A 26,437-nucleotide genomic window follows, 5' to 3' on the forward strand; every position below is an offset into this window, starting at 1 on the left:
TGCCATGCGTGGGCGAGATGGTCCCCGCGGAAGGCGGTGCCAACCAAGGTTGGCACCCACCAATGGCAGAGCGCACAAAAAAAGCGGCGCCCCACGGGGCGCCGCTTTGACCTCAACGATGTTCAGTCGAGCATGGCTCGACCCTACTTTGCAGCGGCCGCAGCCTTGTTCTTCATCATCGCGTCGCGGGCAGCCTTGAATGGGTTGCCTTCGTACCAGTTCGGCCAACGATCGCCACCGGCCAGTTCCTTGCCCACGCCGTACATCAATTGAAGGTCTTCGACGGTACCGTCCAGCTTCCAGGTGGACGCGTCGAACTCGTCCTTCGGGCCGTGGTAACGGCTGGCGCCGTAGTCGGCTGCGGCCTTGCGGCCAGCGTCAACGCCGCCCTCGCGCAGGTCCTCGCCGCCATCGGCGTACAGGGCCGGCACGCCGGCTTTGGCGAAGTTGAAGTGGTCCGAGCGGAAGTAGAAGCCGCTCTGCACCGACGTCTCACCATGTAGCGTGCGGTCCTGGGCAGCGGCCAGCGGCTTGAGGATGTCCTCCAGCTCCGAACTGCCGAAGCCGGTGACGGTCACGTCCTTGGCACGGCCGGCCACTGACATCGCGTCGATGTTGATCACGCCAGCAATCTTGTCCAGCGGGAAAGTCGGATGGGCAACGTAGTACTTCGAACCCAGCAGGCCGGATTCTTCCAGGGTCACCGCCAAGAACACCACCGAGCGCTCCGGCTTCGGATCCTGGTGCGCCATGGCTTCGGCCACTTCTAGAATACCGGCGACGCCGGTCGCATTATCGACGGCGCCGTTGTAGATGTTGTCGCCGGTCTCGCCCTCATGCTTGCCCAGGTGATCCCAGTGCGCCATGTACAGCACCGCCTCGTCAGCGCGCTTGCCACCCGGCAACACACCCACCACGTTGCGCGACTGCTTCTGTGCGATCTGGCTCTTCAGGTCGACCGCAGCGGTGGCCTTCAGCGGCACCGGCTTGAAACCGCGCTTGCTGGCATCCTTGTAGGCCTGCGCCAGGTCCAGGCCGGCTCCAGCAAACAGCGCCTTGGCCGCGTCGGCACTCAGCCAGCCCTGCACCGGAATACGGGCTTCCGGGTCATCCTTGGCCGGCAGGTCGTACTGCGGGCCAGCCCAGGAATTCTTCACCACGTCCCAGCCGTAGGACGCGCCGGCGGTGTCGTGCACGATCAGCGCGGCAGCGGCCCCCTTGCGGGCAGCCTCCTCGAACTTGTACGTCCAGCGGCCGTAGTAGGTCATGCGCTTGCCGTCGAACAGCTTCTCGTCGTCGACATGGAAGCCCGGATCGTTGACGAACATCACGACGGTCTTGCCCTTCCAGTCCTGGCCGGCGTAGTCGTTCCACTTCTGCTCCGGCGCATCGACGCCATAGCCGACGAACACCAGGTCGCTGGCATCGACCTTCACCTCGGCCTGGCCGGTACGGGTGCCGACCACCATGTCGGTGCCGAACTTCAGTTCGGTGGTCTTGCCACCCTGGGTGATCTTCAGCACGGTCGATTCATCGGCCGTGGTCTCGGTCATCGGTACATCCTGGAACCAGCTGTCGCCGTTGCCGGGCTGCAGGCCGATGCGCTGCATCTGGTCGCGGATGTAGTTGACCGTCAGTTCTTCGCCCTTGCTGCCCGGCGCGCGGCCTTCGAACTCATCCGAAGCCAGGGTCTTGACCATCTCGGCGAAGTCGCCGGCATTGATCTCCGGGGAGAACGCATGCGCGGCCGGCTTGGCAGCTGCGGTGTCGGTGGCCGGCGCGGGCGCCGGAGTGTCTTCGCCTTTGCAGGCACTGAGCGCGGCCGCAGCGGCCAGGCACAGGAGGAGTTTGCGGGGCATCGTCGATTCCTGGGTAACAAAGGGCGGCCGCGCGTCGTGCACGACCGGTGTCAGCGAGTATCACCGAACCCGAAGGCGCGGTGCGCTCAGTCCGCCGGAGCGGTTTCGGTGTCGAACGGGATCGGCTCGGCGCCGGTGACCGGGCCGATGCGCGCAGTGCGATGCACGTACAGCACCACCTCGCGTTCGAACTGCAGTGGACCCTTGACCACGGCATTCGGGCCGATGATCACACGCGGCTTGCGGCTGGCGGTCAGCGAGACACTGAAGTTCGGCTTGCGCACATGCACGCCGCCGTTGACCTGCGAACCGATACCGACGGTGATGTCACCGTTGACGGTCTCCACATCCTTGCCGACGCGGCTTTCGACCAGGCCGATGCCACCATTGACGGTCTCGACACCGCCTTCGACCTGGCTGCCGCGATCGGTGAAGATGCTGCCGTTGACGGTGCTGACGCCGCCGCTGGCGATCACTTCGCGGCCCAGGCGTACGCCGCCGTTGACCGTTTCGATCTTGCCGGTGCGCGCGCCGTCGGCGACCTTGACCCCGCCGTTGACGGTGTCGATGCTGCCGGTCTCGACGCCTTCGCCGACGCGGATGCCACCGTTGACGGTGTCCAGCTTGCCGTATCGCTGGCCGGGTTCGGCGCTGATGCTGCCGTTGACCTTGCTGATGTTCTCCTGCGCACAGACCGGCCCGGTGGCCAGCAGCACGCCCAACAGCAGCGGAATGGAAACAGTTTTCATGGCGACCTCGATGGATGTGCGGCTGGCAGGCCGCGTGCGGAGATGTCACCATTCCCCGGTAGCCCCCGCAACTGCCTGAAGTCACTGGAAAGCCCTTGCGCGACAATGCCTTCCCATCACGCCGACATCACATCGCCGCTGCCCGCGGCGGGCGCTGCCTGCTGCTGGGGCTGGCCCTGGCGCTGGCCTTGCCGCTGCCAGGTGCCGCACAGACCACCCGCGAGACCGAGCGCAAGCTGCAGAAACTGCGCAGTGAGCTGAAGGGCGTGGCGCAGGAGCGACGGCAGATCGAGGGCCAGCGCGGGCAGGCGTCGCAGCAGCTGCGCGAGGCCGACGAGAAGGTGGCACGCACCGGCCGAGCGCTCGCGCAGACCGAAGCCGCGCTGCGCGAGCAGGCCCAGGCCCTGGCCGAAGCCGAGCAGCGCCGCAGTACCCTGCAGGGCAACCTCGCCCAGCAGCACCGCGAACTGGCCGGGCTGCTGCGTGCTGCCTATCAGCTGGGCAACCACGCACCGCTGAAACTACTGCTGTCGCAGGATACCGTGGCCGATGCGAATCGTGCCCTGGCCTACCATCGCTACCTGCAGCGCGAGCGTGCGCAGCGCATCACCACGCTGACAGCCGACCTGAAAGAGCTGGAAGCGCTGCAGGCGCAGATCGCCGAGCGCAAGCAGAAGCTGCAGGGTGCACAGCAGGACCAGAAGCGGCAGGCAGCCGCGCTGGAAGCCGACCGTCGCGATCGCGCCAAGACCGTGGCCTCGCTGGACGAACGCTTCAAGGACCAGCGCGAGAAGGAACAGGCGCTGGGCCAGGACGCCAAGGCGCTGGAAACATTGCTGGCCAACCTGCGAGCGGCCGCTGCCCGTGCCGAGGCCGAGCGCCGCGCGGCTGCACGCCGTGCGGCAGCGGAGAAGGCCGCCGCCGAACGTGCTGCACGCCAGGCCGCCGCACAGGGCCGGCCGCCACCGCCACCGACCAAGGTACCGCCTGCGGTCGCATCGGCACCGGCGCCGAAGGTGGGCGGCCTGGGCTGGCCTTTGTCCGGCAACCTGCTGGCCCGCTATGGCGGCAAGCTGCCCGATGGCCGCACCAGCAGTGGCGTGCTGATCGGCGCACCGGCTGGCAGCACGGTCACCGCCGTGGCCGATGGCACCGTGGTGTTCTCCGACTGGATGACCGGCTACGGCATGATCCTGATCGTCGACCACGGCAACGGCTACATGAGCCTGTACGCGCACAACGACACCCTGCTGAAGGATGCTGGCGCGCGGGTCAGCCGCGGTGATGCAGTGGCCAAGGTCGGCAATTCCGGCGGCCAGGGTGTCACCGCGCTGTACTTCGAGCTGCGTCGTGGCGGGCAGCCGGTCAACCCGGATAGCTGGCTGCAGCGGCGCTGAATCCGGCTCGTTACGCACGGGCCGGATTCAACGGGAATTTAGCTGTGCTTCGCGCATAATCGGCGCATGTGCCTTGGGCACCATGCCACCGTCGACAGGAGTGATCCATGCGCGCAGCCCGTACCGCCACCCTCTTGCTGGCCCTGTTGCCAGCGCTGTCCTGGGCGCAGCAGACCGCGCCCGCCCCAAGCCAGGAAACCAGCGGGCAGGCAGCGAACAGCGAAGAGGCGGTGACCTCGAAGGTGCCGCTGGAGGACATCCGCCGGTTCGTGGCCGTGTACAACGCGGTGCGCGCCGCCTATGTCGACCCGGTCGATGACAAGAAGCTGATGCAGTCAGCCGTGCGTGGCCTGCTGCTCGACCTTGATCCGCACAGCACCTACTTCAACAAGGAAGACGCGCAGGCTTTCGACGAGCAGGCCAACGGTGCCTACGAGGGCATCGGCGTGGAGCTGCAGCAGCAGCCGGACAACGCCAGCATGAAGGTGATCGCGCCGATCGACGACACGCCGGCAGCCAAGGCCGGCATCCTTGCCGGCGATTTGATCATCGCCATCGACGGCAAGCCGATCAGCGCCATCGATGCGAGTGAACCGCTGCGCGGCCCAGCCGGCAGCAAGGTGGTGCTGACCATCGTGCGCGAAGGCAAGCCGAAGCCGTTCGATGTCAGCCTCACCCGCCAGACCATCCGCGTGACCAGCGTGCGCAGCCGCCTGCTGGAACCCGGGTATGGCTACATCCGCCTGAGCACCTTCCAGGCCGATACCGGCTCGGACTTTCAGAAGCACGTGCAGCAGCTGCAGAAGCAGTCCGGTGGCCAGCTCAAGGGCCTGGTGCTGGATCTGCGCAGCAATCCGGGTGGCCTGCTGACGGCCGCCGTGCAGGTAGCCGACGATCTGCTCGACAAGGGCAACATCGTCAGCACCCGTGGCCGCATCAGCATCAGCGATGCCCGGTTCGACGCGACCCCAGGTGACCTGCTGAAGGGCGCACCGGTGGTGGTACTGGCCGATGCCGGTTCGGCCAGTGCCTCGGAAGTACTCGCCGGCGCGCTGCGCGACAACAAGCGCGCCCGCGTGGTGGGCAGCCGCACCTTCGGCAAGGGCTCGGTGCAGACCGTGCTGCCGCTGGACAACGGTGATTCGGTGAAGCTGACCACCGCGCGCTATTACACGCCCAGCGGCAAGTCGATCCAGGCCACCGGCATCGTGCCGGATGTTGAGTTGAAGCCCGCCGCTACGTCGGCGGAGGATGCCCTGCCGGCCAGCCTGAGCGATTACAGCGAAGCCACCCTGCCAGGCCATCTGCGCGGCGACGACGAAGGCACCGAGGGCTACCACGCCGGTGCGGTGCTGCCGGGCGATGGCCCGATCAACGACGCGCTGGCTGAGCTCAAGAACCCCGGTTCGGTGGCCGCACGGTTGAAGGCCGAGGCCGAGAAGGCGGATGCGGCCAAGGCCGCGAAGGCCGCTGCGGCGAAGCCGGAAGCGAAGGTCGAACCTAAGCCGGAAGCAAAGCCGGAAGCAAAGCCCGCACCGGCCCCAGCGAAGCCGTGAGGTAGCGCCGGGCCATGCCCGGCGTCGGCTCAAGGGCGGAAGAAGAAAACAAATGCCGGCCAGCGGCCGGCACTACCCGGGCGGTCAGAAGCCGTGGCGCTTGCGCAGTCGGCGGGCGATGGCCGCCCGCACGTAGACCCCGTACACCACGCCGAACACGAAGCCGCCGATGTGCGCCCACCAGGCCACCATGCCGAAGCTGGGGCCGATGTGGGCGAACACCACCTGCAGTGCCGCCCAGACGCCGATCAACAGATAGGCCGGCGCGCGCACGAACTCCAGGAACAGGCCGAGCGGGATCACCACGCCCAGCCGCGCGCCAGGGAACAGGGCCAGATACGCACCGATCAGGGCCGACACCGCGCCACTGGCGCCGATGATGATCTGGTCCGGGCTGCCCATGGTGTAGATCGCCACCAGGTTCGACACTGCGCCGCCGACCAGGAACAGCAGCAGCAGCCGCCACGGCCCCAGCACCCGCTCGGCGGGCAGGCCGAAGATCAGCAGGAACACCAGGTTGCCCAGCAGGTGTGACCAGTCGGCGTGCAGGAACAGGGCGGTGAACAGGCGCAGCACGCTGCCGTCCTGCAGGGTCGCCCACCAGTCCAGCGGGTGGGTCAGGCCGGTGGACAGGGCGCCCCAGTCCAGCCAGAGGCTGCCGCGGGCATCGTCCGGCCGCGAGATCGACCACAGGAACGCCAACCACAGTGCCGCAAACAGCACGGGCGTGGCCCAGCGCAGGGCCGCCTTCTTGCGCGACGGGAGGGAGACGAACATGGCACTAGCCTAGCGTGCGGGCGCTTGCGGCGGGGATTGTCCTGTTCAGCTTTCGAGGCGAGAAAACCGACCGCACCGTTATTGTTTCATTAACGGCTCTGGGTAATACTCGCATACGGCGTCGTATGTCGGGAGGGGAATCCGGCGCGCTCCGATAGGTCCTAGGACCTGGCGGGCGCAGGCGCACTCAGAGCACCATCACCGCTTACCGGAGAGAGAGAACTACGATGCAAACCGCTTCCACCATTGCCCGACTGACCCTGCTGGCCGTCGGCGTTGCCGGTGCGCTGGCCGCCGCCGATGCCAATGCTGCCGCCTTCCAGCTGAAGGAAAACAGCGCCAAGGGCCTGGGCCGCGCGTTCGCCGGCTCCGGCAGCGCCGAGGGCGACGCCTCCATCATCGCCGTCAACCCGGCCGGCATGCGCCAGCTGGACGGCACCCTGATCCAGGGTGACCTGAGCGCCATCAGCTTCAAGGCCGAGTTCAAGGGCCAAGGTCGTAAGCCGACCGGCGCCGCGCAGACCGGCGGTGACGGCGGCGACGCTGGCATGATCGCCCCGGTTCCGGCTGCGTACTTCCACATGCCGATCGGCGAGAAGGCCCACTTCGGTGTGTCGCTGACTGCTCCGTTTGGTTTCAAGACCCAGTACGACAATGGTTGGGTGGGTCGCTACAGCGGCCTGAAGACTGACCTGAAGGCCATCGATCTTGGCTTTGCCGCATCCTATGACGTCAACCCGTACGTCTCGTTCGGCGCGTCGGTGTTCGTTGAACACCTGACCATCGAGCTCAGCAACAACATCGACTTCGGTACTGCGTTGGCCCAGGCCCGCGTGCCGGGCTACGCCCCGGGCAGCGCCGATGGCAAGCTGACCGTTGAAGGTGACAACAATGCCGTGGGCTGGACGGTCGGTGGCCTGTTCTCGATCGATGAGAACACCCACATCGGCCTGAGCTACCGCTCCAAGGTCACGCACAAGATCACCGGCGGCGATGCCACCTTCCTGATGCCGAATGACAATGGCCGCACTGCGACCATCCTGGGTCAGACCCAGCCGGGCCAGTTTGTCAGCACCAGTGGCAAGGCAACCGTGAAGCTGCCGGCGTCGGCGACCCTGAGCGTGACGCACAAGGTCAACGATCGCTGGACCGTGATGGGTGACGTCACCCGCACCGCCTGGTCGACCGCATTCGACGCTGTCACCATCGACTATGCTTCGGCCCAGAAGGACTCTGTGCTGGACTTCGGCTATCGCGATACCACCTTCGTGTCGCTGGGTGCGGACTACAAGCTGAGCGATACCGTCACCCTGCGCGGTGGTGTCGCGCTGGACCAGACCCCGACTACCGACGCTCATCGCGATGTCCGCGTGCCAGATACCAGCCGCAAGTGGCTGTCGCTGGGCGTGGGCTGGACCCCGTCGGCGAACACCGAATACAACTTCGGCTACACCCACCTGTTCACCAGCGACCCAAACGTGAACATCAAGCCGACTACCAACAACCAGGGCAACTCGCTGGCTGGCAAGTACAAGGTTCGTGGCGACGTGCTGGCAGCTTCGTTCCAGTACAAGTTCTGATCCAGGCGATTGCCTGACGCAGGACGAAGGAGGCCCCGCGCAAGCGGGGCTTTCTTTTTGTGGGGCGGCTCGGGGCATCCACGCATGGCGTGGATCCACTGGATTGTTCACGCAGCGCACGGATCCACGACAATAACGCCATGAACCTGTCCGATCCGAACTTCCAGCTGGAGCTGGCTGCCAACATCGCCGTCGCCGGCTCGATCCTGTTGGCCGGCCGCAACAACGTGCACACCTGGTGGCTGGGCATCGTCGGCTGTGCATTGTTTGCTGCCGTGTTCGAACGCTCGCACCTGTACGCGGACATGGTGCTGCAGTTCTTCTTCATCGCGATCAGCGTGCTGGGCTGGTGGCAGTGGCTGCGCGGCGATCATGGTGCGCCGTTGCCGATCACTTCCCTGCGACCGCGTGCCTGGGCCTGGCTGGCGCCGCTGGCGGTGGTGGCCACGTTCGGCTACGGCTGGATGCTGACCCGCTTGACCAATGCCTACGCGCCATACATCGATTCGGCGGTGCTGGTGCTGAGTGTGATCGCGCAGATCCTGATGATGCGGCGCAAGCTGGAATCGTGGTGGGTGTGGCTGCTGGTGAACACCGTGGCGGTGCCGCTGTACTACAGCCGTGGCCTGCATCTGACCTCGATCCTGTACGTGGGTTTCTGGATCAACGCGCTGGTGGCACTGCGCCATTGGCGGCACCTGATGCGGGACGAGGCCAAGGCGGCCAATGCCGCTGCCTGAGCGCGTTGCGCGCGGCCTGGTGGTGGGCAAGTTCTGCCCGATGCATCTCGGCCATGAACGACTGATCGACTTCGCCGCCACGCGCTGCCAGCAGCTGCTGGTGATCGGCTGGTCGCAGCCGGGCTTTGCCGGCTACAGCGCTGCTCGCCGCGAACGCTGGTTGCGTGCGCGCTTCCCCCGGGCAACGGTAGCGGTGCTGGATGATGCGCGGCTGGCAGCCCTGTGTGCCGAACATGGCGTGCCGCCACGCGCGTTGCCGCACGACAGCGACAGCGAGCAAGTGCAGCGCATGTTCACCGCCTGGCTGTGCCAGCACCTGTTCGGTGGCCCGGTGCAGGCCGTATTCACCGGCGAGGACTACGGTGAGGGCTTCGCGCAGGCGCTGGCCACGCACTTCGGTGCGCCGGTACGCCATGAGCGGCTCGAACGCGCATTGGACGTCGGGCAGGCGTGCGGCACCCAGCTGCGCGCCGATCCGCACGCGCACCGCCATGGTCTCGCACCGGAGGTGTACGCCGGATACGTGCAGCGCGTGGCCTTCATTGGTGGCGAGTCCAGTGGCAAGACCACGCTGGCGCGGGTGATGGCCGAGCGCCTGCAGACCGCCTGGGTGCCGGAGTTCGGCCGCACGCTGTGGGAGCAGCAGGGCGGCAAACTGCAGCCCGAGGATCTGCTTCGCATCGCAATGGCCCAGCCGCAGCATGAAGACAAGGTTGCGCGGCGGGCGCATCGCTGGCTGTTCTGCGATACCACGCCGCTGGTGACGCTGGGCTACAGCGGCTGGATGTTTGGTACGGCGCCGGAGGCACTGCGGCAGGCTGCATTGCGGCCGTATGACCTGCTGTTCCTGTGTGCGCCAGATATCCCGTTCGACCAGGACGGCACTCGGGTGGGCGAAGCCTTCCGGGCGCAGCAGCATGCGTGGTACGTGCGCGAGCTGCAGGCGCGGGGCGTCGAACACGTGCTGCTGGAGGGCGATCTGGAAGCGCGCATCGCGCGCGTGCAGGGCGAGCTGGCGAAGCGGGCGGACAATCGGTTCAGTGTCGCCTTGCCTCTGTAGAGCCGAGCCCACGCTCGGCTGCGCCAGAAAAGCCGAGCATTGGCTCGGCTCTACAGCCGGAAAAGCCGAGCATGGGCTCGGCGCTACAGCCGGAAAAGCCGAGCGTGGGCTCGGCGCTACAGCCGGAAAAGCCGAGCGTGGGCTCGGCGCTACAGCCGGAAAAGCCGAGCGTGGGCCCGGCTCTACAGGAAGCAAGGCATAAAAAACCCCGCTTTCGCGGGGTTTTTCGTTCACTGCATCAACCGGGCGATCAGTCGCCCAGGGTCAGCAGCGAGGCGTTACCGCCGGCGGCGGTGGTGTTCACCGTCACCGTCTTTTCGGTGGCAAAGCGCAGCAGGTAGTGCGGGCCGCCGGCCTTCGGGCCGGTGCCGGACAGGCCCTGGCCGCCGAACGGCTGCACGCCGACCACTGCACCGATCTGGTTGCGGTTGACGTACACGTTGCCGACGTGGACGCCGTTGCTGATGCGGTCAACGGTTTCGTCGATGCGCGAATGCACGCCCAGGGTCAGGCCGTAGCCGGTAGCGTTGATCTGGTCGATCACCGCGTCGAGCTGGTCGCCCTTCCAGCGGATCACGTGCAGGACCGGACCGAAGACTTCCTTCTGCAGCTGGCCCAGGTCCTTCAGTTCATACGCGCGCGGTGCGAAGAAGGTGCCGTTGGCGGTTTCGGCGGACAGCTCGGCGGCGGCGATCAGGCGCGCTTCGCGGTCCATGCGCTCAGCGTGGTCCTGCAGGATCTTCAGCGCATCTGCGTCGATCACCGGGCCGACGTCGGTGGACAGCAGGCCGGGGTTGCCGACCTTCAGTTCCTTCATCGCACCGGCCAGCATGGTCATCACCTTGTCGGCGATGTCGTCCTGCACGAACAGCACGCGCGCGGCCGAGCAGCGCTGGCCGGCGGAGGTGAAGGCCGAACCGATCGCGTCCTTGACCAGCTGTTCCGGCAGCGCCGACGAATCGGCGATGAAGGCGTTCTGGCCGCCGGTCTCGGCAATCAGCACACCGATGGCGGCGTCACGCGCGGCCATCGCGCGGTTGATCGCACGGGCGGTGTCGGTGGAGCCGGTGAAGGCCACGCCGGCCACGCGCGGGTCGGCGGTCAGCGCGGCACCGACGGTAGCACCGTCGCCCGGCAGGAACTGCACCACCTCGGCCGGCACGCCGGCGTCGTGCAGCAGCTTCACCGCGTAGTAGCCGATCAGGTTGGTCTGCTCGGCCGGCTTGGCGATGACGCTGTTGCCGGCGGCCAGTGCAGCGGCCACCTGGCCCAGGAAGATCGCCAGCGGGAAGTTCCACGGGCTGATGCAGACGAACACGCCGCGGCCGTGCAGCTGCAGCTCGTTGGATTCACCGGTCGGGCTCGGCAGCTTCTCGGCGTGGCTGAACTGCTCGCGCGCCTGCTTGGCGTAGTAGCGCAGGAAATCCACGGCTTCGCGCACTTCGGCGATGCTGTCGGGCAGGCTCTTGCCGGCTTCCTTCACGCACAGCGCCATGAACTCCGGCATGCGCGCTTCCAGCTGGTCGGCGGCGTGTTCGAGGATGGCGGCGCGGCTGGCGGCCGGGGTGCGGTTCCAGGCCGGCTGTGCGGCCACGGCGTTGGCCAGGGCCTTCTGCACGGTGGCGGCATCGGCGGCCAGCCACTGGCCGACCACTTCGCGGGTGTCGGCCGGGTTGGTCACCGGCAGCGCGGCGCCGGCCGGGTTGGCACCCGGTACCAGCGGAGCGGCCTGCCACGGCTTGACGGCCGCGTTGATCTGCTCGGCCAGGGCGCGCAGTTCGTTGTCGTTGGCGAGGTTGGCGCCCATGGAGTTCTTCCTGTCGTGGTTCTGGCTGCGCAGCAGGTCAACCGGCAGCGGGATCTTGGGATGCGGAATCGATTCGAACGAGGCGACCATCTCGACCGGATCGCGGATCAGGTCGGCGATCGGCACGCGCTCGTCGGTGATGCGGTTGACGAAGCTGGAGTTGGCGCCGTTTTCCAGCAGGCGGCGCACCAGGTACGGCAGCAGGTCTTCATGCGAACCGACCGGCGCATATACGCGGCACGGCAGGCCCAGGCGGTCGGCCGGCACCACTTCGGCGTACAGGTCATCGCCCATGCCGTGCAGCTTCTGGTGCTCGTACACGCCGCCGTTGGCGATGCTGCGCACCGCGGCGATGGTGTGCGCGTTGTGCGTGGCGAACATCGGGTAGATCGCGTCGGCATGGGTGAACAGCCGCTTGGCGCAGGCCAGGTAGGACACGTCGGTGTTCTGCTTGCGGGTGAACACCGGGTAGCCCGGATAGCCTTCGATCTGCGCGCGCTTGATCTCGGCATCCCAGTAGGCGCCCTTGACCAGGCGCACCTGCAGGCGGCGACCGGCGCGGCGCGCCATGTCGGCCAGGTGGTCGATCGTGTACGGCGTGCGCTTCTGGTAGGCCTGCACGACCACGCCGAAGCCATCCCAGCCGGACAGCGAGGCGTCGGAGAACACCTGCTCGATGATGTCCAGCGACAGTTCCAGGCGGTCGGACTCTTCGGCGTCGACGGTGCAGCCGATACCGTAGCTCTTGGCCAGCTGTGCCAGTTCCAGCACGCCCGGCACCAGGTCCTTCAGCACGCGCTCGCGCTTGGCGTGCTCGTAGCGCGGGTACAGTGCCGACAGCTTGATCGAGATGCCCGGGGCGTTGTTGACGTCGCCGTCCGGTCGGCCGCCGCGTGCCTTGTGATCGCCACCGATGGCGTGGATCGCACGACGGTAGTCTTCCAGGTAGCGCAGCGCGTCCTTCATGGTCAGCGCGCCTTCGCCCAGCATGTCGAAGGAATAGCGGTAGCTCGCGTTGTCGCCCTTGTGCGAGCGCGACAGCGCTTCGCTGATGGTGCGGCCCATGACGAACTGGTGGCCCATGATCTTCATCGCCTGGCGCACGGCCAGACGCACCACCGGCTCACCGACGCGGCCGACCAGGCGCTTGAACGCGCTGGGGGCATCGGCGCGGGTGGCGTCGTTCATCTGCACCAGCTTGCCGGTCAGCATCAGGCCCCAGGTGGAGGCGTTGACCAGCACCGAGTCGCTGCCGCCCAGGTGCTTTTCCCAGTCGGCATCGGCCAGCTTGTCGCGGATCAGCTTGTCGGCGGTGTCCTGGTCCGGAATACGCAGCAGTGCCTCGGCCACGCACATCAGCAGCACGCCTTCCTCGCTGCCCAGGTCGTACTGGCGCATGAAGGCTTCGATGGCGCCCTGGTCCTTGGCACGCACGCGCACGCGGCCGACCAGGTCGGCGGCCAGCGCCTGCACCCTGGCCTGTTCCTCGGCGGGCAGGCGGGCCTGCGCCAGCAGTTCACGCACGTGGCTCGCCTCGTCCTTCAACCAGGCATCGGTGATGGCCTGGCGGAACGGGTTGGGGGGCGCCGGCAGTTCCGGCGACAGCAGCGCGCCGGGACGCGGAGCGTCGTGGGCGGCAGGGGAGGAGGAAGGTGCGTTCATGCCGGTCCGGCCAATGGAAAACTTGGCGATTTTAATCATTTTTGAGCTCATCGGAAGTGCCGCGGAGACACCTTCATGACGCGCTGATAGTCCCTAGCTGCGGTGCATTCAGCGTGTTCAGCAAGCTCGGCAATATTTGTGCTGAATTCGTCATCCGTGCCGCCGACCTCATGCTGTGTTGCAGCATCGGAAAATGTGTGAATGCACCCTTGCTACCGGCGAGAGGGCGGGGCTACCATCGGGACGTTTCCCGCGGCAGGAACGCGGTTGCGACATGATCGAGGTGCTTCCAGCTCCGGATGGGTCAGGTACGCAGCTGCGGCTGCGTCCCCCACGGGCGCTCGATGCCCGGCAGTTCGTCCTGTTGTTCACCGTGTTGTCGGGTGCGATGTGGCTGGTGTCCGCCCTCGGGTGGTTGGCCGGCAATGCGTTCGCCCCCCTGTTCGCGCTGCTGTACAGCCTGGTGCTGGCGGCGGCGCTGCGTGCCTTGTGGCGCAGCGGTGAACGGCAGGAGGAGATCCGGGTAGTGCCGGCGTACGTGGAGGTCATCCCCGTACCCGGTGGATCGCCGGTGTTCCGGGCCCACCCCCATTGGGTGCGCCTGCTCACCGACGATGAGAGGGTCCGGCTGGCGTCCAGCGGCCGGCAGGTGGAGGTGGGGAGTTTCCTCGCGCCGGCCGAACGTCAGACGCTTGCAGAGACACTTGAAAGCTTGCTCGCCGCCAGCGATGGCGGCAACCGACGACGCTAAGGGTCTAGGCAATGAAGCAAAGCAGCAGGTGGGGCACGAAGTGCGTGAACGCGGTTGCCGCAGTGCTGGCGACCGGGGGACTGATGCCGGCGTTGGCCTGGGCCCAGGCGGCCGATCCGAAGCCGTGGCAGCTGAACATGGGCAAGGGGGTGACCCAGACCTCGCGCCTGGCCTGGGAATCGAACAATTTCTCGTTGATCATCTGCACGGTGATCGGCGTCATCGTGTTCGGCGCGATGGCCTATGCCATCTTCAAGTTCCGCAAATCCAAGGGCGCGGTCGCCGCCACCTTCAGCCACAACACCAAGGCCGAAGTAATCTGGACGGTGATCCCGGTGATCATCCTGATCGTGATGGCCTGGCCGGCCACCGCCAACCTGATCAAGATGTACGACACCCGCGATGCCGAGATGACGGTGAAGGTCACCGGCTACCAGTGGATGTGGAAATACGAATACCTCGGCGAGAACGTCACCTTCACCAGCCGCCTGGACCGCGAGTCCGACCGCGTGCGGCAGAGTGGCATCGTGCCGACCCGCGAAAGCCATCCGCACTACCTGCTGGATGTCGACAACCGCCTGGTGCTGCCGGTCGATACCAAGGTGCGTTTCGTCATCACTTCCGATGATGTGATCCACGCCTGGTGGGTACCGGCGCTGGGCTGGAAGCAGGACGCCATCCCCGGCTTCATCAACGAAGCCTGGACCCGCATCGAGCAGCCCGGTGTCTACCGCGGCCAGTGCGCCGAGCTGTGCGGCAAGGACCACGGCTTCATGCCGATCGTGGTCGAGGCGGTGTCCAAGGAGGACTTCAGGAAGTGGCTGGCGCAGCGCAAGCCGGCGCCGCCCGCCGAGCCCGCCACGCCTGCGGCACCTGCCGAACCGGCTGCACCGGCTGCACCGGCGGGCGAGGCACCGGCTGCGCCTGCTGCTGCCGAAGCGGGCAGCGCGCCTGCCAGCGCGGCCAGCGGAGCGTGATGTAAAGCCCGCGGCCGCTCGCGGCCGTGGTGACAACCGATTCTGAGAGGTGTTTTGCAATGGCGTACTCGGCAGTTGGGCACGACGATCACCATCACCACCAGAGCTTCTTCGAGCGTTGGTTCTTCTCGACCAACCACAAGGACATCGGCACGCTGTACCTCGGTTTCAGCTTCATCATGTTCATCATCGGCGCGGCGATGAGCGTGGTGATCCGCGCCGAGCTGGCGCAGCCGGGCCTGCAGTTCGTCAAGCCCGAGTTCTTCAACCAGATGACCACCGTGCATGCGCTGGTGATGATCTTCGGTGGCGTGATGCCGGCCTTCGTCGGCCTGGCCAACTGGATGATCCCGCTGCAGATCGGCGCGCCGGACATGGCGCTGCCGCGCATGAACAACTGGTCTTTCTGGTTGCTGCCGGTGGCTTTCAGCCTGCTGCTGCTGACCCTGTTCCTGCCCGGTGGTGCGCCGGCGGGTGGCTGGACGCTGTATCCGCCGCTGTCGCTGCAGGGCGGCTACAACGTGGCCTTCAGCGTGTTCGCCATCCACGTGGCCGGCATCAGTTCGATCATGGGTGCGATCAACATCATCGCCACTGTGCTGAACATGCGCGCGCCGGGCATCGACCTGCTGAAAATGCCGATCTTCTGCTGGGCCTGGCTGATCACCGCCTTCCTGCTGATCGCGGTGATGCCGGTGCTGGCCGGTGCGGTGACCATGCTGCTGACCGACAAGTTCTTCGGCACCAGCTTCTTCAACGCCGCCGGTGGCGGTGACCCGGTGATGTACCAGCACATCTTCTGGTTCTTCGGCCATCCCGAGGTCTACATCATGATCCTGCCCGCCTTCGGCGTGGTCAGCGAGATCATCCCGACCTTCAGCCGCAAGCCGCTGTTCGGCTACCAGGCGATGGTGTACGCCACCGCCGCGATCGCGTTCCTGTCGTTCATCGTCTGGGCCCACCACATGTTCACCGTGGGCATGCCGCTGGGCGGCGAGATCTACTTCATGTTCGCCACCATGCTGATCTCGATCCCGACCGGCGTGAAGGTGTTCAACTGGGTCAGCACCATGTGGCGTGGCTCGCTGACGTTCGAGGCACCGATGCTGTGGTCGGTGGCCTTCGTCATCCTGTTCACCATCGGTGGCTTCTCGGGCCTGATGCTGGCGATCGTCGCCGCCGACTTCCAGTACCACGACACCTACTTCGTGGTCGCCCACTTCCACTACGTGCTGGTGACCGGTGCGGTGTTCGCGCTGATCGCCGCGGTGTACTACTGGTGGCCGAAGTGGACCGGGCGGATGTACAGCGAGAAGTGGGCCAAGGTGCACTTCTGGTGGTCGATCGTATTCGTCAACCTGTTGTTCTTCCCGCAGCATTTCCTCGGCCTGGCCGGCATGCCGCGCCGCATTCCCGACTACAGCGTGGCGTTTGCCGACTGGAACCTGATCAGCTCGATCGGTGCGTTCGGCATGTTCGTCACCCCGTTCATGATGGCCGCGATCCTGCTGTCGTCGCTGCGCAACGGTGAGAAGGCCGAAGCACGCAGCTGGGAAGGTGCACGCGGGCTGGAGTGGACGCTGCCGTCGCCGGCACCGGCGCACACCTTCACCACGCCGCCGACCATCCGCCCGGGGGATCTGGCGCATGACGACATCACGCATTGAGGTGGGGCATGCATAACGAGAGCCCGCTGCCGATCGGTAGAGTCGACTGTCAGTCGACTCGCGAAGTGCAGCCGACTAACAGTCGGCTCTACCAAAGCCAAAGCCAAAGCCAAAGCCAAAGCCAAAGCCAAAGCCAAAGCCAAAGCCAAAGCCAGACCGAAGCCCAACGCCACGGCATCGAACAGCAACGCCAGCGCGCCAGGCGCACGGCGATGTGGGTCGGCGCCATCGCGGTGCTGGTCTACGTCGGCTTCATCCTCAGCGGGGTGATCGGCCGATGAGCGAGGCGCCAGCCAGCACACCGTCTCGCAGTGCGGGGCTGCCGCGCCTGATCGGTGTGGCGGTGGCGGTGTTCCTGCTGACCTTCTCGCTGGTGCCGCTGTACCGCATTGCCTGCGAGAAGGTGTTCGGTGTGCGCCTGGAACGCGGCCCCGGTGGCGAAGCCAGTGCAGGCGCGGCGGCCGGCAAGCGCACCGTGCGCGTGGAATTCGATGGCGGCGTCAATTCGCGCCTGCCCTGGTCGTTCCATCCCGAGCAGTTGACCATGGACGTGGTGCCCGGCGAACTCAACGAGGCGCTGTACTTCGCCCGCAATGACAGCCAGCAGGCGGTGGTCGGCAGTGCGGTGCCTTCGGTGGCGCCGGCGCGTGCGTCTGGCTTCTTCAGCAAGACCGAGTGTTTCTGTTTCACCGCGCAGACGCTGCAGGCCGGCGAGAAGCGCGACATGCCGGTGCGCTTCATCGTCGATCCGGACCTGCCGCCGGAAATCAAGACGATCACCTTGTCCTACACCTTCTACCGCAACGACGCGTTGTCCGATCGGCTGCCCTCGGCCGCCACCTCGGACGGCGCGCACGCCGCACCCTGACCCGGATACCGACATGGCCCAGACACCGACCGACGCCAACGTGTACTTCGTCCCGGCCCAGAGCAAATGGCCCTTCGTGGGGTCCATCGCGATGATGGTGACCATGGTGGGTGTGGCCAGCTGGCTCAACGACGCCAGCTGGGGGCGCTGGACGTTCTACATCGGTATCGCGATGCTGGTGCTGACCCTGTTCTGGTGGTTCAGCGACGTGGTGCGTGAATCGCAGGCCGGCAACTACAACCAGCAGGTCGATGGCTCGTTCCGGATGGGGATGATCTGGTTCATCTTCTCCGAGGTGATGTTCTTCGGCGCGTTCTTCGGCGCGCTGTTCTACACCCGCAACCTGGGCCTGTCGTGGCTGAGCGGCGAAGGCCGCGGGGTGATGACCAACGAGCTGCTCTGGCAGGGTTATTCCGCCGGATGGCCGACCAACGGCCCGGCGGCGATCGGTGGTGCCTTCCAGACCATCCCGGCCTGGGGCCTGCCGCTGATCAACACGCTGATCCTGCTGACCTCCGGCGTGACCCTGACCATCGCCCACCACGCGCTGAAGGCCGGCAACCGCCGCCAGCTGCTGATCTGGCTGGGCCTGACCGTGGTGCTCGGGCTAGGCTTCCTGACCCTGCAGGCGGAGGAGTACATCCATGCCTACAAGGAACTGAACCTGACGCTCGGCTCCGGCATCTACGGGTCGACATTCTTCATGTTGACCGGCTTCCACGGCGCGCACGTGCTGCTGGGCACGATCATGCTGATCGTGATGTGGCTGCGTTCGGCCAAGGGACACTTCACCCGCGACAACCATTTCGGTTTCGAAGCCGCCGCGTGGTACTGGCACTTCGTCGACGTGGTGTGGCTGATGCTGTTCCTGTTCGTCTACGTGCTTTGACCGCGCACGCATCGGTGGCCTCAGCCGCCGACGCCGTGCGGCTTGATCCAGCCCATGTAGATGCTCACGATCACCAGTACGATCAATGCCACCGACACCGCGATGCGACGTGTCAGCGCGTTGACCGTGCGCTTGGTCTGGCCGCGGTCGACCAGCAGGTAGTACAGGCCGGCGCCCAGATTCCAGACGATGACGATCAGAAACGCGATTACCAGCAGGGTCTTCAGCGAATCACTCATGCGCGGCTCGAGGGCAGGGTGGGTGCGCCTATCTGACCGCGTTTGCGCGGACTTGTCATGATGCGCCAGCACACGCGCGTGCTCGGATGGTTGCTGGCCGTGCTGGCGATGGCCGCTTTCACCGCATTGGGGCTGTGGCAGCTGCAACGCATGCATGCCAAACAGGCAATGTTGGATGCGCAGGGCCCCGCTGTGGCCCAAGCGCTGCCGCTGGCGCAGGCCCTGGCAGCCCCCGGTGCGTTGCACGGTGTGGCCGATCACGGTCGCTTCCTGCCTGGCGTGGTGCTGCTGGACAACCAGATCCGGCATGGTCGCGCCGGCGTGAAGATCTATCGCCCGTTCCGCAGTGACGAGGGCAGCGTGCTGCTGGTCGATCTGGGCTGGCGCGCGCTGCCGCCGGATCGCACGCTTCCGGAGGTGCCGTCGCCGCCTTCGCCGGTGGCCGTGCGCGGGCTGCTCGCGCCGCCACCGTCGGCGGGACTGGCCTTGGGTCCGGCGTTCTCCGCTACCGATGAGGCCGGGCGTTGGCTGGCCAGCCGCTTGCCCGCCGAGGGCCTGGCGGCGGCGCTTGGCCTGCCGGCATTGCCCGATCGCGTCCTGCGGCTGGACCCGGCGCTGCCCTTCGGCGACGAACGCGACCTGGACCTGCTGCCGAACACGCTGCCGCCGCAACGCCACCTGGGCTACGCCGTGCAGTGGTTCGGCCTGGCCCTGACCGTGCTGGTGGTGGCGCTGGTGCTGGAGCGGCGCAGGCGACGGCCCATCGCCGGGTAGTGTCGGCCGCTGGCCGGCACGCACTCGGATTCCTGGATGCCGGCCAGCGGCCGGCACTACCGGCATCGTTTACCCAACCATGAGAAAATGCCCCACATGAACACTGCTACGTCCCCGCAGGCGCGCGGCTCCGGCCGCCGGACCCTGATGCTGCTGTTTGCCGTGTTCTTCGGGGCGATGGCGCTGGCCGCGGTATTGCGCTTCTCCGGCTGGCAGCCCACCGGCCACCGCAATGCGGGACAGCTGCTGAAGCCGCCGGTCGATCTGCGCCAGCAGACGCCGACCCTGGCCAGTGGCCAGCCCTATCCTTGGAACCCCGAGGCCCGCACCTGGCGCCTGCTGGTGGCACCGGCCGGTGCCTGCGACGCGCAGTGCGTCACTTTGTCGCAGGGACTGGGCAAGGTGTGGCAGCTGTTCGGCCATAACGCCGATAATGTCGAGATCCTGTGGCTGGGTACGCCACCGGCGTCGATCGCCTCGCTGCCCGCGCTGCGGCCGCTGGCTCCGTCGCCAGCCCTGCGCGCGGCGCTGCCGGGCGTCGATGATCCGGCGGGACTGCCGGTCTACGTGATCGATCCGAACGGCTTCGTGATCATGCGCCATGCCCCGGGTTCCGACCTGGGTGGCCTGCGCAAGGACATGGCCACGTTGCTGAAACTGAAGTGAGTCCCGTTTGATGAGCCTTTCCGCGCGTCCGGCGCTGCACCGCAATTTCCACCGCCTGGCGTGGTTCGCCATGATCATGACGGCGAGCACGATCATGTTCGGCGCGTTCGTACGCCTGTCCGATGCCGGCCTGAGCTGCCCGGACTGGCCGACCTGCTATGGCCAGGCCACCTGGCCGCAGCACGTGGAAGAGACCATCGGCCACCCGGCGGCGGAGATCCGCCCGCTGGAGACCCACAAGGCCTGGCGTGAGCAGGTGCACCGCTTCCTGGCCGGCGCGCTGGGCATCGAGATCCTGACCCTGGCCCTGCTGGCCACGCGCAAGCGGCGATTCGGAAGCACGGCGGTGGTGACCGCCTGCGTGCTGGTGGCCGCCGGCATACCGCTGTACATGATGGGCTGGCATGGCACCGCCAGTACCTTGGCTCTGATCGGCGAGGCGATCCTGCTGATCGCCGCGCTGCGCTGGAGCAACATCGACCTGGCACGCGCTGCACTGCTGACCCTGGCGGTGGTGATCTTCCAGGCCCTGCTGGGCATGTGGACGGTGACCCTGCTGCTCAAGCCCATCGTGGTGATGGGGCACCTGCTGGGCGGCATGCTGATGTTCGCGCTGCTGGCTTGGATGGCGTGGCGTGCCACGCACATGCCGATCACCCTGGCCGAGGCGCCGAAGCTGAAGTGGCTGCTGCGCATCGGCCTGGCCGTGCTGGTCACCCAGATCGCCCTGGGCGGCTGGGTCAGCGCCAACTACGCGGCGCTGGCCTGCGGCGGTGGCAGCGCCTCGCTGGACAACTTCCCGCGCTGCGCCAACCAGTGGTGGCCGCAGCACAACTTCGTCGAAGGCTTCACGCTGTGGCGTGGCATCGGCGTGGATTACGAAGGCGGCGTGCTCGATGGCGCCTCGCGTATCGCCATCCAGATGGCCCATCGCCTGTTCGCCGTGGTGGTGGCCGTCTACCTGCTGTGGCTGGGCGTGCGCCTGTTCCGTTTGCCGAGCATGCGCGGCTGGGCCAGCGCGCTGATCGCGCTGCTGGTGCTGCAGGTCACCCTCGGCATCCTCAATGTGAAGCTGGCGCTGCCGCTGGAAGTGGCGGTGGCCCACAACGGCGTGGCCGTTGCCCTGTTGTTCGTGCTGGTCAGCCTGCTGGCCCGCCTGCGCGCCCCGGACTGACTCCATGTTTTCCAATTACCGCCAGTACTGGGACCTGACCAAGCCCAAGGTCGTTGCCCTGATCGTCTTCACCGCCTTGGTCGGCATGGTCCTGGCAATCCCGGGCGTGCCCAGCTGGGAGCAGGTGCGCGCCGGCGTGCTCGGTTTCCTCGGCATCTGGCTGGCGGCCTCGGCCGCAGCCGCCATCAACCAGCTGCTGGACGCGCACATCGATGCGCAGATGGCGCGCACCTCGTGGCGTCCGCTGGTGGTGGGCAAGGTCAAGCCATGGCAGGTGCTGGTGTTTGCCGGTGTGCTGATCGTGCTGTCGATGACCATCCTGGTGCTGTGGGTGAACCTGATCACCGCGGTGCTGACCTTCGCCTCGCTGATCGGCTACGCGGTGATCTACACCGTGTACCTCAAGCGTGCGACCTCGCAGAACATCGTCATCGGTGGCCTGGCCGGCGCGATGCCGCCGATGCTGGGCTGGGCGGCGGTGACCGGCATGCAGGGCTCGTCGGACTGGGCGTACTCGTCGCTGCTGGTGCTGATCATCTTCATCTGGACCCCGCCGCACTTCTGGGCGCTGGCGATCTTCCGCCGCGAGGACTACGCCAAGGCGGAGATCCCGATGCTGCCAGTGACCCACGGCGTGGTGCACACCCGCAAGCAGATCATGGTGTATTCGGTGGTGCTGGCGCTGGTCTGCCTGTTGCCATACCTGGTGGGCATGAGTGGTGCGTTCTACCTGGGCGGCGCGATCGTGCTCAACGCCGTGTTCCTCTGGTACGCCTGGCGCATGCTCAACCCGCCGGATGAGCTGTTCTCGATGAAGATGTTCTATTACTCCATCGTCTACCTGATGGCGCTGTTCGCGTTCCTGCTGGTGGACCACTGGATCCTGCCCTGGTTGTAAAGCGCCACCTGTAGAGCCGAGCCCATGCTCGGCTGAGGGGGGGGATGGAAGAGCAGCCGAGCGTGGGCTCGGCTCTACACTTGATCTCTTCCAGCGGCGTCGCCATTGCTGTTCCTGACCGCAAAGGAAAGGAGCGAGCAGGGATGCATACGATCTTCCGTTGGACCACCGCGCTGATTCTGGCGCTGGGCATGGTCGTGACCGCGCATGCCGACGACACCGCCGCGCAGATCCGCCACCACACTGCCGACCACCGCATGCTGGTGCTGGGCGAATTCCATGGAACCCGCGAGACGCCGCTGCTGGTGCGGCAGCTGGTGGACGATTACAGCCGCGCCGGGCCGGTCCTGCTGGCGCTGGAACTGCCACGCGGGGAAACCCCCACGCTGCGCGATTACCTGGCTTCCGATGGCGGGGAGAAGGCACGCCAGCATCTGCGCGGGCGTGCGTTCTGGACCGTGCGCGATGACCAGCATGACGGCCGTCGCAGCCGCGACATGCTGGCAATGATCGAAAGCCTGCGCGTGCTGAAGTCGCAGAGACGTGTGATCGACGTCGTTGGCTATGACGTCAACGCCAGCAAGGGCGGCAACCAGGTGCGCGATGACCTCATGGCAGCCGAGTTGCGGCGGCTCTATCGAGGGTTGCCAGACAATGCACGCATGCTGGTGCTGACCGGCAATGTCCACGCCATGCTGAGGCGGCCGGAAGGTATGCCGCCGGAAATGCAGAGGCAGCCGATGGCCTCCCAGCTGCGGGACCTGGATATCTACAGCGTGCGGTTGGGTGCGCAACGTGGTCAGACGTGGGGATGCGCGGGCGGTTGCATGGCGCGGCCACTTCGAGAGCAGGTTGCCACGGGGCCGCGGGTCGCTGCAGGGGCGGAACGGCCATACGACCTGTGGGTATGGATGCCGGAACTGAGCGTCGGGACGCTGGTGGATCCGTAGCGTCAGGCAAGCCATCCACGCATGGCGTGGATCTACTCCGGATCACAGGTGTCAGCCGAGCGTGGGCTCGGCTCTACAGTAGATCCACGCCATGCGTGGATGATCTCCCCATCGGGTCAGGGCTTGCGTCGCGCGTAGCGCTGCGCGATCACGCCGCAGACGATCAGCTGGATCTGGTGGTAGATCATCACCGGTAGCACGATCGCGCCGAGGCTGCCGCCGGCGAACAGCACCTTGGCAATCGGCACGCCGGTGGCCAGGCTCTTCTTCGAGCCGCAGAACACGATGGCGATCTCGTCCTCGCGGTTGAAGCGCAGCCGGCGGGCGATGAAGGTGATCAGCGGCATGGCGATGCCGAGCAGCACGGCAGCCACCACGGCCACGGCCAGCAACGAAAGCAGCGGCGTCTTGCTCCACAACCCTTCGGTCACCGCTTCGCCGAACGCCGAATACACCACCAGCAGGATCGTGCCCTGGTCGGTGTAGCGCAGCAGCGCGCGCTGCTTCTCCACCCAGCCGGCAATCCACGGCCGCAGCAGGTGGCCGGCCACGAACGGCACCAGCAGCTGCAGCATGATGCCGCCGATCGCGTGCAGCGGGTCGTGCACGCCGCCGGAGGTGCCCGCCAGCGCGGTCAGCAGCAGCGGGGTCAGGAATACGCCGAGGATGCTCGACAGCGAGGCGCTGCACACCGCTGCCGGCACGTTGCCGCGGGCCATCGAGGTGAACGCGATGGACGACTGCACGGTGGACGGCAGGGTGCACAGGAACAGCACGCCCAGGTACAGCTCCGGAGTCAGCAGCCAGCCCGACAGTGGCTTGAACATCAGCCCCAGCAGCGGGAACAGGAGGAAGGTGCAGGCCAGGATGGTCAGGTGCAGCCGCCAGTGCAGCAGGCCGCCGATGATCGACTCGCGCGGCAGGCGCGCGCCATGCAGGAAGAACAGTGCAGCGATGGCGACGGTGGTGACATCGTCCAGGACGATGGCGGCGGCGCCCTTCATCGGCAGCAGGGAGGCCAGGCCGACGGTGCACAGCAGGGCGAGGGTGAAGTTGTCCGGTCGCAGGCGCGACCACCAGCGGGTCATGGTGGGCAGAGTCCTTGGTGCGGAGGGTTCAGGGCGAGGTGACCGGCGTGGCCAGGCGTTGGCGGGTGGCGGCTTCCAGCGAGGTCAGGCCAGCACGCTGGCCCAGCTGAAGGGCCCGTTCGGGGCTGGCATGTTCGTAGCGTGCGTTGACCAGGCCGAGCACGGCGCCGGCGCGGTTGCCGGACGCACAGTGCAGCAGCACAGGCCCCTGGCTCTGCCGCAGGGCCTGGTGTACGGCGCGCACGTTGGCGGCATCGAGCCCCTCGGCACCGGCCACCGGAATGCGCACATAGCGCAGGCCCAGCGATTCGGCCGCGCGGGTTTCATCGAAACCCCGGTCCTCGCCAGGCTGGCGCAGGTCGATCACCGTGCGTACGCCCCGTGCGGCCAAGGCCTGCAGCTGTGCGGCGCTTGGTTGGCCACCGGCATACAGGCCCGGGCGGACTTCATTGAGCGGGCCATCTGCGGCCAGGGCCGCCAGTGGCGGGCAGAGCGACAACAACAGCAGGCAGGTCAGGCGCAGCAGCATGGTCCTCTCTCCGTGAAACGTTCTGCTGCTACAGGCGCAGCCCGGCGCGGGCCTTGAGCAGCTCGCGCAGTTCGTATTTGTCAGTATCGTCCAGGCCCTGCTGGCGCTGCTTTGCCAACAACTCCTCCAGACGTTGCACCAGCAGCTGTTTCTCCAGCTGGGCCACTGCGTCGTGCAGTTCCTGGGTCCAGCTGGCTTCGGTGCCGGGCAGCGTCTGTGCGGCCAATGTATGCAGCGAGGTCTGTTCCTCGCGGCCGTCGAAGTGTTCCAGCAGGGCGCCGGTGCTGATGTCCGGGCGCTGTTCGACCAGCCCCAGCAGCTCCAGCAGCAGTTCCACACCGGGCAGGCGAAGGCCCTGGAAGTGATGCTTGCCGCCCAGGGTCAGCGCCAGTGAGGGCTGCTGCAGCAGCACAGCGATCGCGCCTCGCACCAGGCTGCGCTTGGCCACCGGCTGGATCGCCCGCTGTGGCTGGCGTTGCGGCATCGGTGCGCGCACAGACGGGGCGTTGCCGCCGAGCCCGGTCAGCTGCGCCAGCTGCTGCTTCATCAGGTCGCCGAAGGCACCGTCGGGAATCTGCGCCAGCATCGGCTTTGCGCGTTCGGCCAGGCGCGCCTTGCCGTCCAGCGTGCCCAGGTTGATCTCGCGGGTCAGTTCATCGAAGAAGAACTGCGACAGCGGCGTGGCCTGCTTCAGGCGCTCGTTGAAGGCCTCGGCGCCTTCCTTGCGCACGATGGTGTCCGGGTCTTCGCCATCGGGCAGAAACAGGAAGAAGGCCTGGCGGCCATCCTTCATGCGCGGCAGCACCGACTCCAGCGCCTTCCAGCCGGCGCGGCGGCCGGCGGCGTCGCCGTCGAAGCAGAAGAACACGTCCGGCGCGTTGCGGAACAGCAGCTCGGCATGGTCCGGCGTGGTTGCGGTACCCAGTGTTGCCACCGCCTGGGTGACACCGAACTGGAACAGCGAGACCACGTCCATGTAGCCCTCGACCACGATCAACCGCTCGATCTTCTGGTTGGCCTGGCGCACCTGCCACAGGCCGTACAGTTCGCGGCCCTTGTGGAAGAGCGCGGTTTCGGGCGAGTTGAGGTACTTGGGGCCGTCGTCCTTCTCGAACACGCGCCCGCCGAAGGCGATCACCCGGCCACGACGGTCGAAGATCGGGAACATCACCCGGTCGCGGAACTTGTCGTAGACGTGGCCGCGATCATTCTTGGAGAACAGGCCTGCGCGGTCGAGCAGCTTCATGCGGCGCTCGTCCTTGCCCAGCGCATCGCGCAGGCCGCTGTAGCCATCCGGGGCGTAGCCGATCTGGAAGCGCGCGCGGTTCGCTTCGTCCACGCCACGGCTTTCCAGATACGCGCGTGCCTTCTCGCTGCCTTCCAGATTCTTCTGGAAGAACTTGGTGGCGGCGTCCAGCGCCGAGTACAGCTCGCGGCTGTCGTCCTGCTGCTGGGGGCTGCGCGGGTTTTCGTTGCGCGGTACTTCCATGCCGGCACGCTTGGCCAGCTCATCCACCGCGTCGAGGAACTCGAGGCGGTCGTAGTTCATCAGGAAGCTGATCGCGGTGCCGTGCGCGCCGCAGCCGAAGCAGTGATAGAACTGCTTGGTGGGCGAGACCGTGAACGAGGCCGAGCGCTCGTCATGGAACGGGCAGCGCGCGGCGTACTCCTTGCCCTGGCGCTTCAACGGCACGCGGCTGCCCACCACCTCGACGATGTCGGTGCGGGCGAGCAGGTCGTCGATGAAAGCGTCGGGGATACGGGCCATGGGCAACAGGGC

24 protein-coding genes are annotated in these 26,437 nt (G+C 66.7%); 16 read left to right on the plus strand and 8 right to left on the minus strand.

The genetic code is table 11. The features are described from left to right. Window positions 1-143: 143 nt before the first annotated feature. Window positions 144-1,859, minus strand: a complete 1,716-nt coding sequence (locus N5C25_RS13800; RefSeq protein ID WP_058981518.1) for a M28 family metallopeptidase — start codon at window positions 1,857-1,859, stop codon at window positions 144-146. A gap of 86 nt (window positions 1,860-1,945) precedes the next feature. After that, the gene (locus tag N5C25_RS13805; RefSeq protein ID WP_058981516.1) at window positions 1,946-2,608 is read right to left on the minus strand and encodes a hypothetical protein; all 663 of its coding nucleotides are present in this window, start codon (window positions 2,606-2,608) and stop codon (window positions 1,946-1,948) included. A gap of 158 nt (window positions 2,609-2,766) precedes the next feature. Between N5C25_RS13805 and N5C25_RS13810 the strand changes: the two genes are divergently transcribed. Together N5C25_RS13810 and N5C25_RS13815 are read left to right on the plus strand one after the other, a co-directional pair. Continuing rightward, complete coding sequence (locus N5C25_RS13810) at window positions 2,767-4,005, plus strand: peptidoglycan DD-metalloendopeptidase family protein (protein WP_279937135.1); 1,239 nt, start codon at window positions 2,767-2,769, stop codon at window positions 4,003-4,005. A 107-nt stretch (window positions 4,006-4,112) separates the two neighbouring features. Then, complete coding sequence (locus N5C25_RS13815) at window positions 4,113-5,561, plus strand: S41 family peptidase (RefSeq protein WP_279937121.1); 1,449 nt, start codon at window positions 4,113-4,115, stop codon at window positions 5,559-5,561. Window positions 5,562-5,645: 84 nt separating this feature from the next. Here N5C25_RS13815 and N5C25_RS13820 read toward each other — a convergent pair whose 3' ends face one another. After that, window positions 5,646-6,338: a rhomboid family intramembrane serine protease gene (locus N5C25_RS13820; RefSeq protein ID WP_019662230.1), complete on the minus strand. Its 693-nt coding sequence runs from the start codon at window positions 6,336-6,338 to the stop codon at window positions 5,646-5,648. Window positions 6,339-6,565: 227 nt separating this feature from the next. On the opposite strand from N5C25_RS13820, the gene N5C25_RS13825 reads away from it, so the two are divergent. The 3 genes from N5C25_RS13825 (at window position 6,566) to N5C25_RS13835 (ending at window position 9,718) form a co-directional block, all read left to right on the plus strand. Next, window positions 6,566-7,918, plus strand: a complete 1,353-nt coding sequence (locus tag N5C25_RS13825) for an outer membrane protein transport protein (protein ID WP_279937122.1) — start codon at window positions 6,566-6,568, stop codon at window positions 7,916-7,918. A gap of 140 nt (window positions 7,919-8,058) precedes the next feature. Further along, entirely contained in the window at window positions 8,059-8,658 is a 600-nt protein-coding gene (gene pnuC / locus N5C25_RS13830; protein WP_279937123.1) for a nicotinamide riboside transporter PnuC, read from the plus strand. Further along, a complete protein-coding gene (locus N5C25_RS13835; RefSeq protein ID WP_279937124.1) occupies window positions 8,645-9,718 on the plus strand; it encodes an AAA family ATPase in 1,074 nt (357 codons plus the stop codon). The genes pnuC and N5C25_RS13835 overlap by 14 nt, the downstream gene beginning before the upstream one ends. Before the next feature lie 250 nt (window positions 9,719-9,968). Here N5C25_RS13835 and putA read toward each other — a convergent pair whose 3' ends face one another. Then, entirely contained in the window at window positions 9,969-13,187 is a 3,219-nt protein-coding gene (gene putA, locus N5C25_RS13840; protein ID WP_058981500.1) for a bifunctional proline dehydrogenase/L-glutamate gamma-semialdehyde dehydrogenase PutA, read from the minus strand. A gap of 274 nt (window positions 13,188-13,461) precedes the next feature. Here putA and N5C25_RS13845 point away from each other — a divergent pair, with 274 nt between their 5' ends. The 6 genes from N5C25_RS13845 to N5C25_RS13870 are packed head-to-tail and all read left to right on the plus strand — an operon-like array spanning window position 13,462 to window position 18,339. Beyond that, complete coding sequence (locus N5C25_RS13845; protein ID WP_004153894.1) at window positions 13,462-13,938, plus strand: DUF2244 domain-containing protein; 477 nt, start codon at window positions 13,462-13,464, stop codon at window positions 13,936-13,938. Between the two features lie 11 nt (window positions 13,939-13,949). Continuing rightward, window positions 13,950-14,915, plus strand: coding sequence for a cytochrome c oxidase subunit II (gene coxB / locus N5C25_RS13850; RefSeq protein ID WP_279937125.1), 966 nt, complete (start codon window positions 13,950-13,952; stop codon window positions 14,913-14,915). A 59-nt stretch (window positions 14,916-14,974) separates the two neighbouring features. Further along, the gene (ctaD, locus tag N5C25_RS13855; RefSeq protein ID WP_279937126.1) at window positions 14,975-16,582 is read left to right on the plus strand and encodes a cytochrome c oxidase subunit I; all 1,608 of its coding nucleotides are present in this window, start codon (window positions 14,975-14,977) and stop codon (window positions 16,580-16,582) included. Between the two features lie 8 nt (window positions 16,583-16,590). Beyond that, a complete protein-coding gene (locus N5C25_RS13860) occupies window positions 16,591-16,863 on the plus strand; it encodes a hypothetical protein (protein ID WP_279937127.1) in 273 nt (90 codons plus the stop codon). Then, window positions 16,860-17,450, plus strand: a complete 591-nt coding sequence (locus N5C25_RS13865; RefSeq protein WP_279937128.1) for a cytochrome c oxidase assembly protein — start codon at window positions 16,860-16,862, stop codon at window positions 17,448-17,450. The genes N5C25_RS13860 and N5C25_RS13865 overlap by 4 nt, the downstream gene beginning before the upstream one ends. Window positions 17,451-17,463: 13 nt before the next feature. Further along, a complete protein-coding gene (locus N5C25_RS13870; RefSeq protein ID WP_251103143.1) occupies window positions 17,464-18,339 on the plus strand; it encodes a cytochrome c oxidase subunit 3 in 876 nt (291 codons plus the stop codon). A gap of 20 nt (window positions 18,340-18,359) precedes the next feature. Here the strand turns inward: N5C25_RS13870 and N5C25_RS13875 are convergent, their stop codons facing one another. Then, window positions 18,360-18,578 (minus strand): twin transmembrane helix small protein, encoded by a 219-nt coding sequence (locus N5C25_RS13875; RefSeq protein ID WP_049416782.1) that lies wholly within the window; start codon window positions 18,576-18,578, stop codon window positions 18,360-18,362. 57 nt (window positions 18,579-18,635) lie between these two features. Here N5C25_RS13875 and N5C25_RS13880 point away from each other — a divergent pair, with 57 nt between their 5' ends. The 5 genes from N5C25_RS13880 to N5C25_RS13900 all read left to right on the plus strand — a co-directional run bounded on the left by N5C25_RS13880 (window position 18,636) and on the right by N5C25_RS13900 (window position 23,040). Then, entirely contained in the window at window positions 18,636-19,352 is a 717-nt protein-coding gene (locus N5C25_RS13880) for an SURF1 family protein (RefSeq protein ID WP_279937129.1), read from the plus strand. Between the two features lie 96 nt (window positions 19,353-19,448). Continuing rightward, window positions 19,449-20,018, plus strand: coding sequence for a hypothetical protein (locus N5C25_RS13885; protein WP_279937130.1), 570 nt, complete (start codon window positions 19,449-19,451; stop codon window positions 20,016-20,018). 10 nt (window positions 20,019-20,028) lie between these two features. Then, window positions 20,029-21,192 carry a COX15/CtaA family protein gene (locus N5C25_RS13890; protein ID WP_019662221.1) on the plus strand — a complete coding sequence of 388 codons (1,164 nt, stop codon included), beginning with the start codon at window positions 20,029-20,031 and terminating at the stop codon, window positions 21,190-21,192. A gap of 4 nt (window positions 21,193-21,196) precedes the next feature. After that, entirely contained in the window at window positions 21,197-22,090 is an 894-nt protein-coding gene (gene cyoE, locus N5C25_RS13895; protein ID WP_005407798.1) for a heme o synthase, read from the plus strand. A gap of 143 nt (window positions 22,091-22,233) precedes the next feature. Beyond that, on the plus strand, window positions 22,234-23,040 hold the full coding sequence (locus N5C25_RS13900; protein WP_058981484.1) for a hypothetical protein: 807 nt from the start codon (window positions 22,234-22,236) through the stop codon (window positions 23,038-23,040). Window positions 23,041-23,156: 116 nt separating this feature from the next. On the opposite strand, the gene N5C25_RS13905 is transcribed toward N5C25_RS13900, so the two are convergent. Genes N5C25_RS13905 through dnaG form a run of 3 tightly spaced genes read right to left on the minus strand, consistent with a single transcriptional unit; the run spans window position 23,157 to window position 26,425 of the window. After that, complete coding sequence (locus N5C25_RS13905) at window positions 23,157-24,128, minus strand: bile acid:sodium symporter family protein (RefSeq protein ID WP_251103147.1); 972 nt, start codon at window positions 24,126-24,128, stop codon at window positions 23,157-23,159. A 28-nt stretch (window positions 24,129-24,156) separates the two neighbouring features. Further along, a complete protein-coding gene (locus N5C25_RS13910) occupies window positions 24,157-24,657 on the minus strand; it encodes a sulfur transferase domain-containing protein (protein WP_251103148.1) in 501 nt (166 codons plus the stop codon). Between the two features lie 28 nt (window positions 24,658-24,685). Further along, the gene (gene dnaG / locus N5C25_RS13915) at window positions 24,686-26,425 is read right to left on the minus strand and encodes a DNA primase (RefSeq protein WP_279937131.1); all 1,740 of its coding nucleotides are present in this window, start codon (window positions 26,423-26,425) and stop codon (window positions 24,686-24,688) included. Window positions 26,426-26,437: the final 12 nt, after the last annotated feature.

This window comes from Stenotrophomonas sp. GD03958 (genome assembly GCF_029839005.1).
Taxonomy (GTDB): Bacteria; Pseudomonadota; Gammaproteobacteria; order Xanthomonadales; family Xanthomonadaceae; genus Stenotrophomonas; species Stenotrophomonas hibiscicola.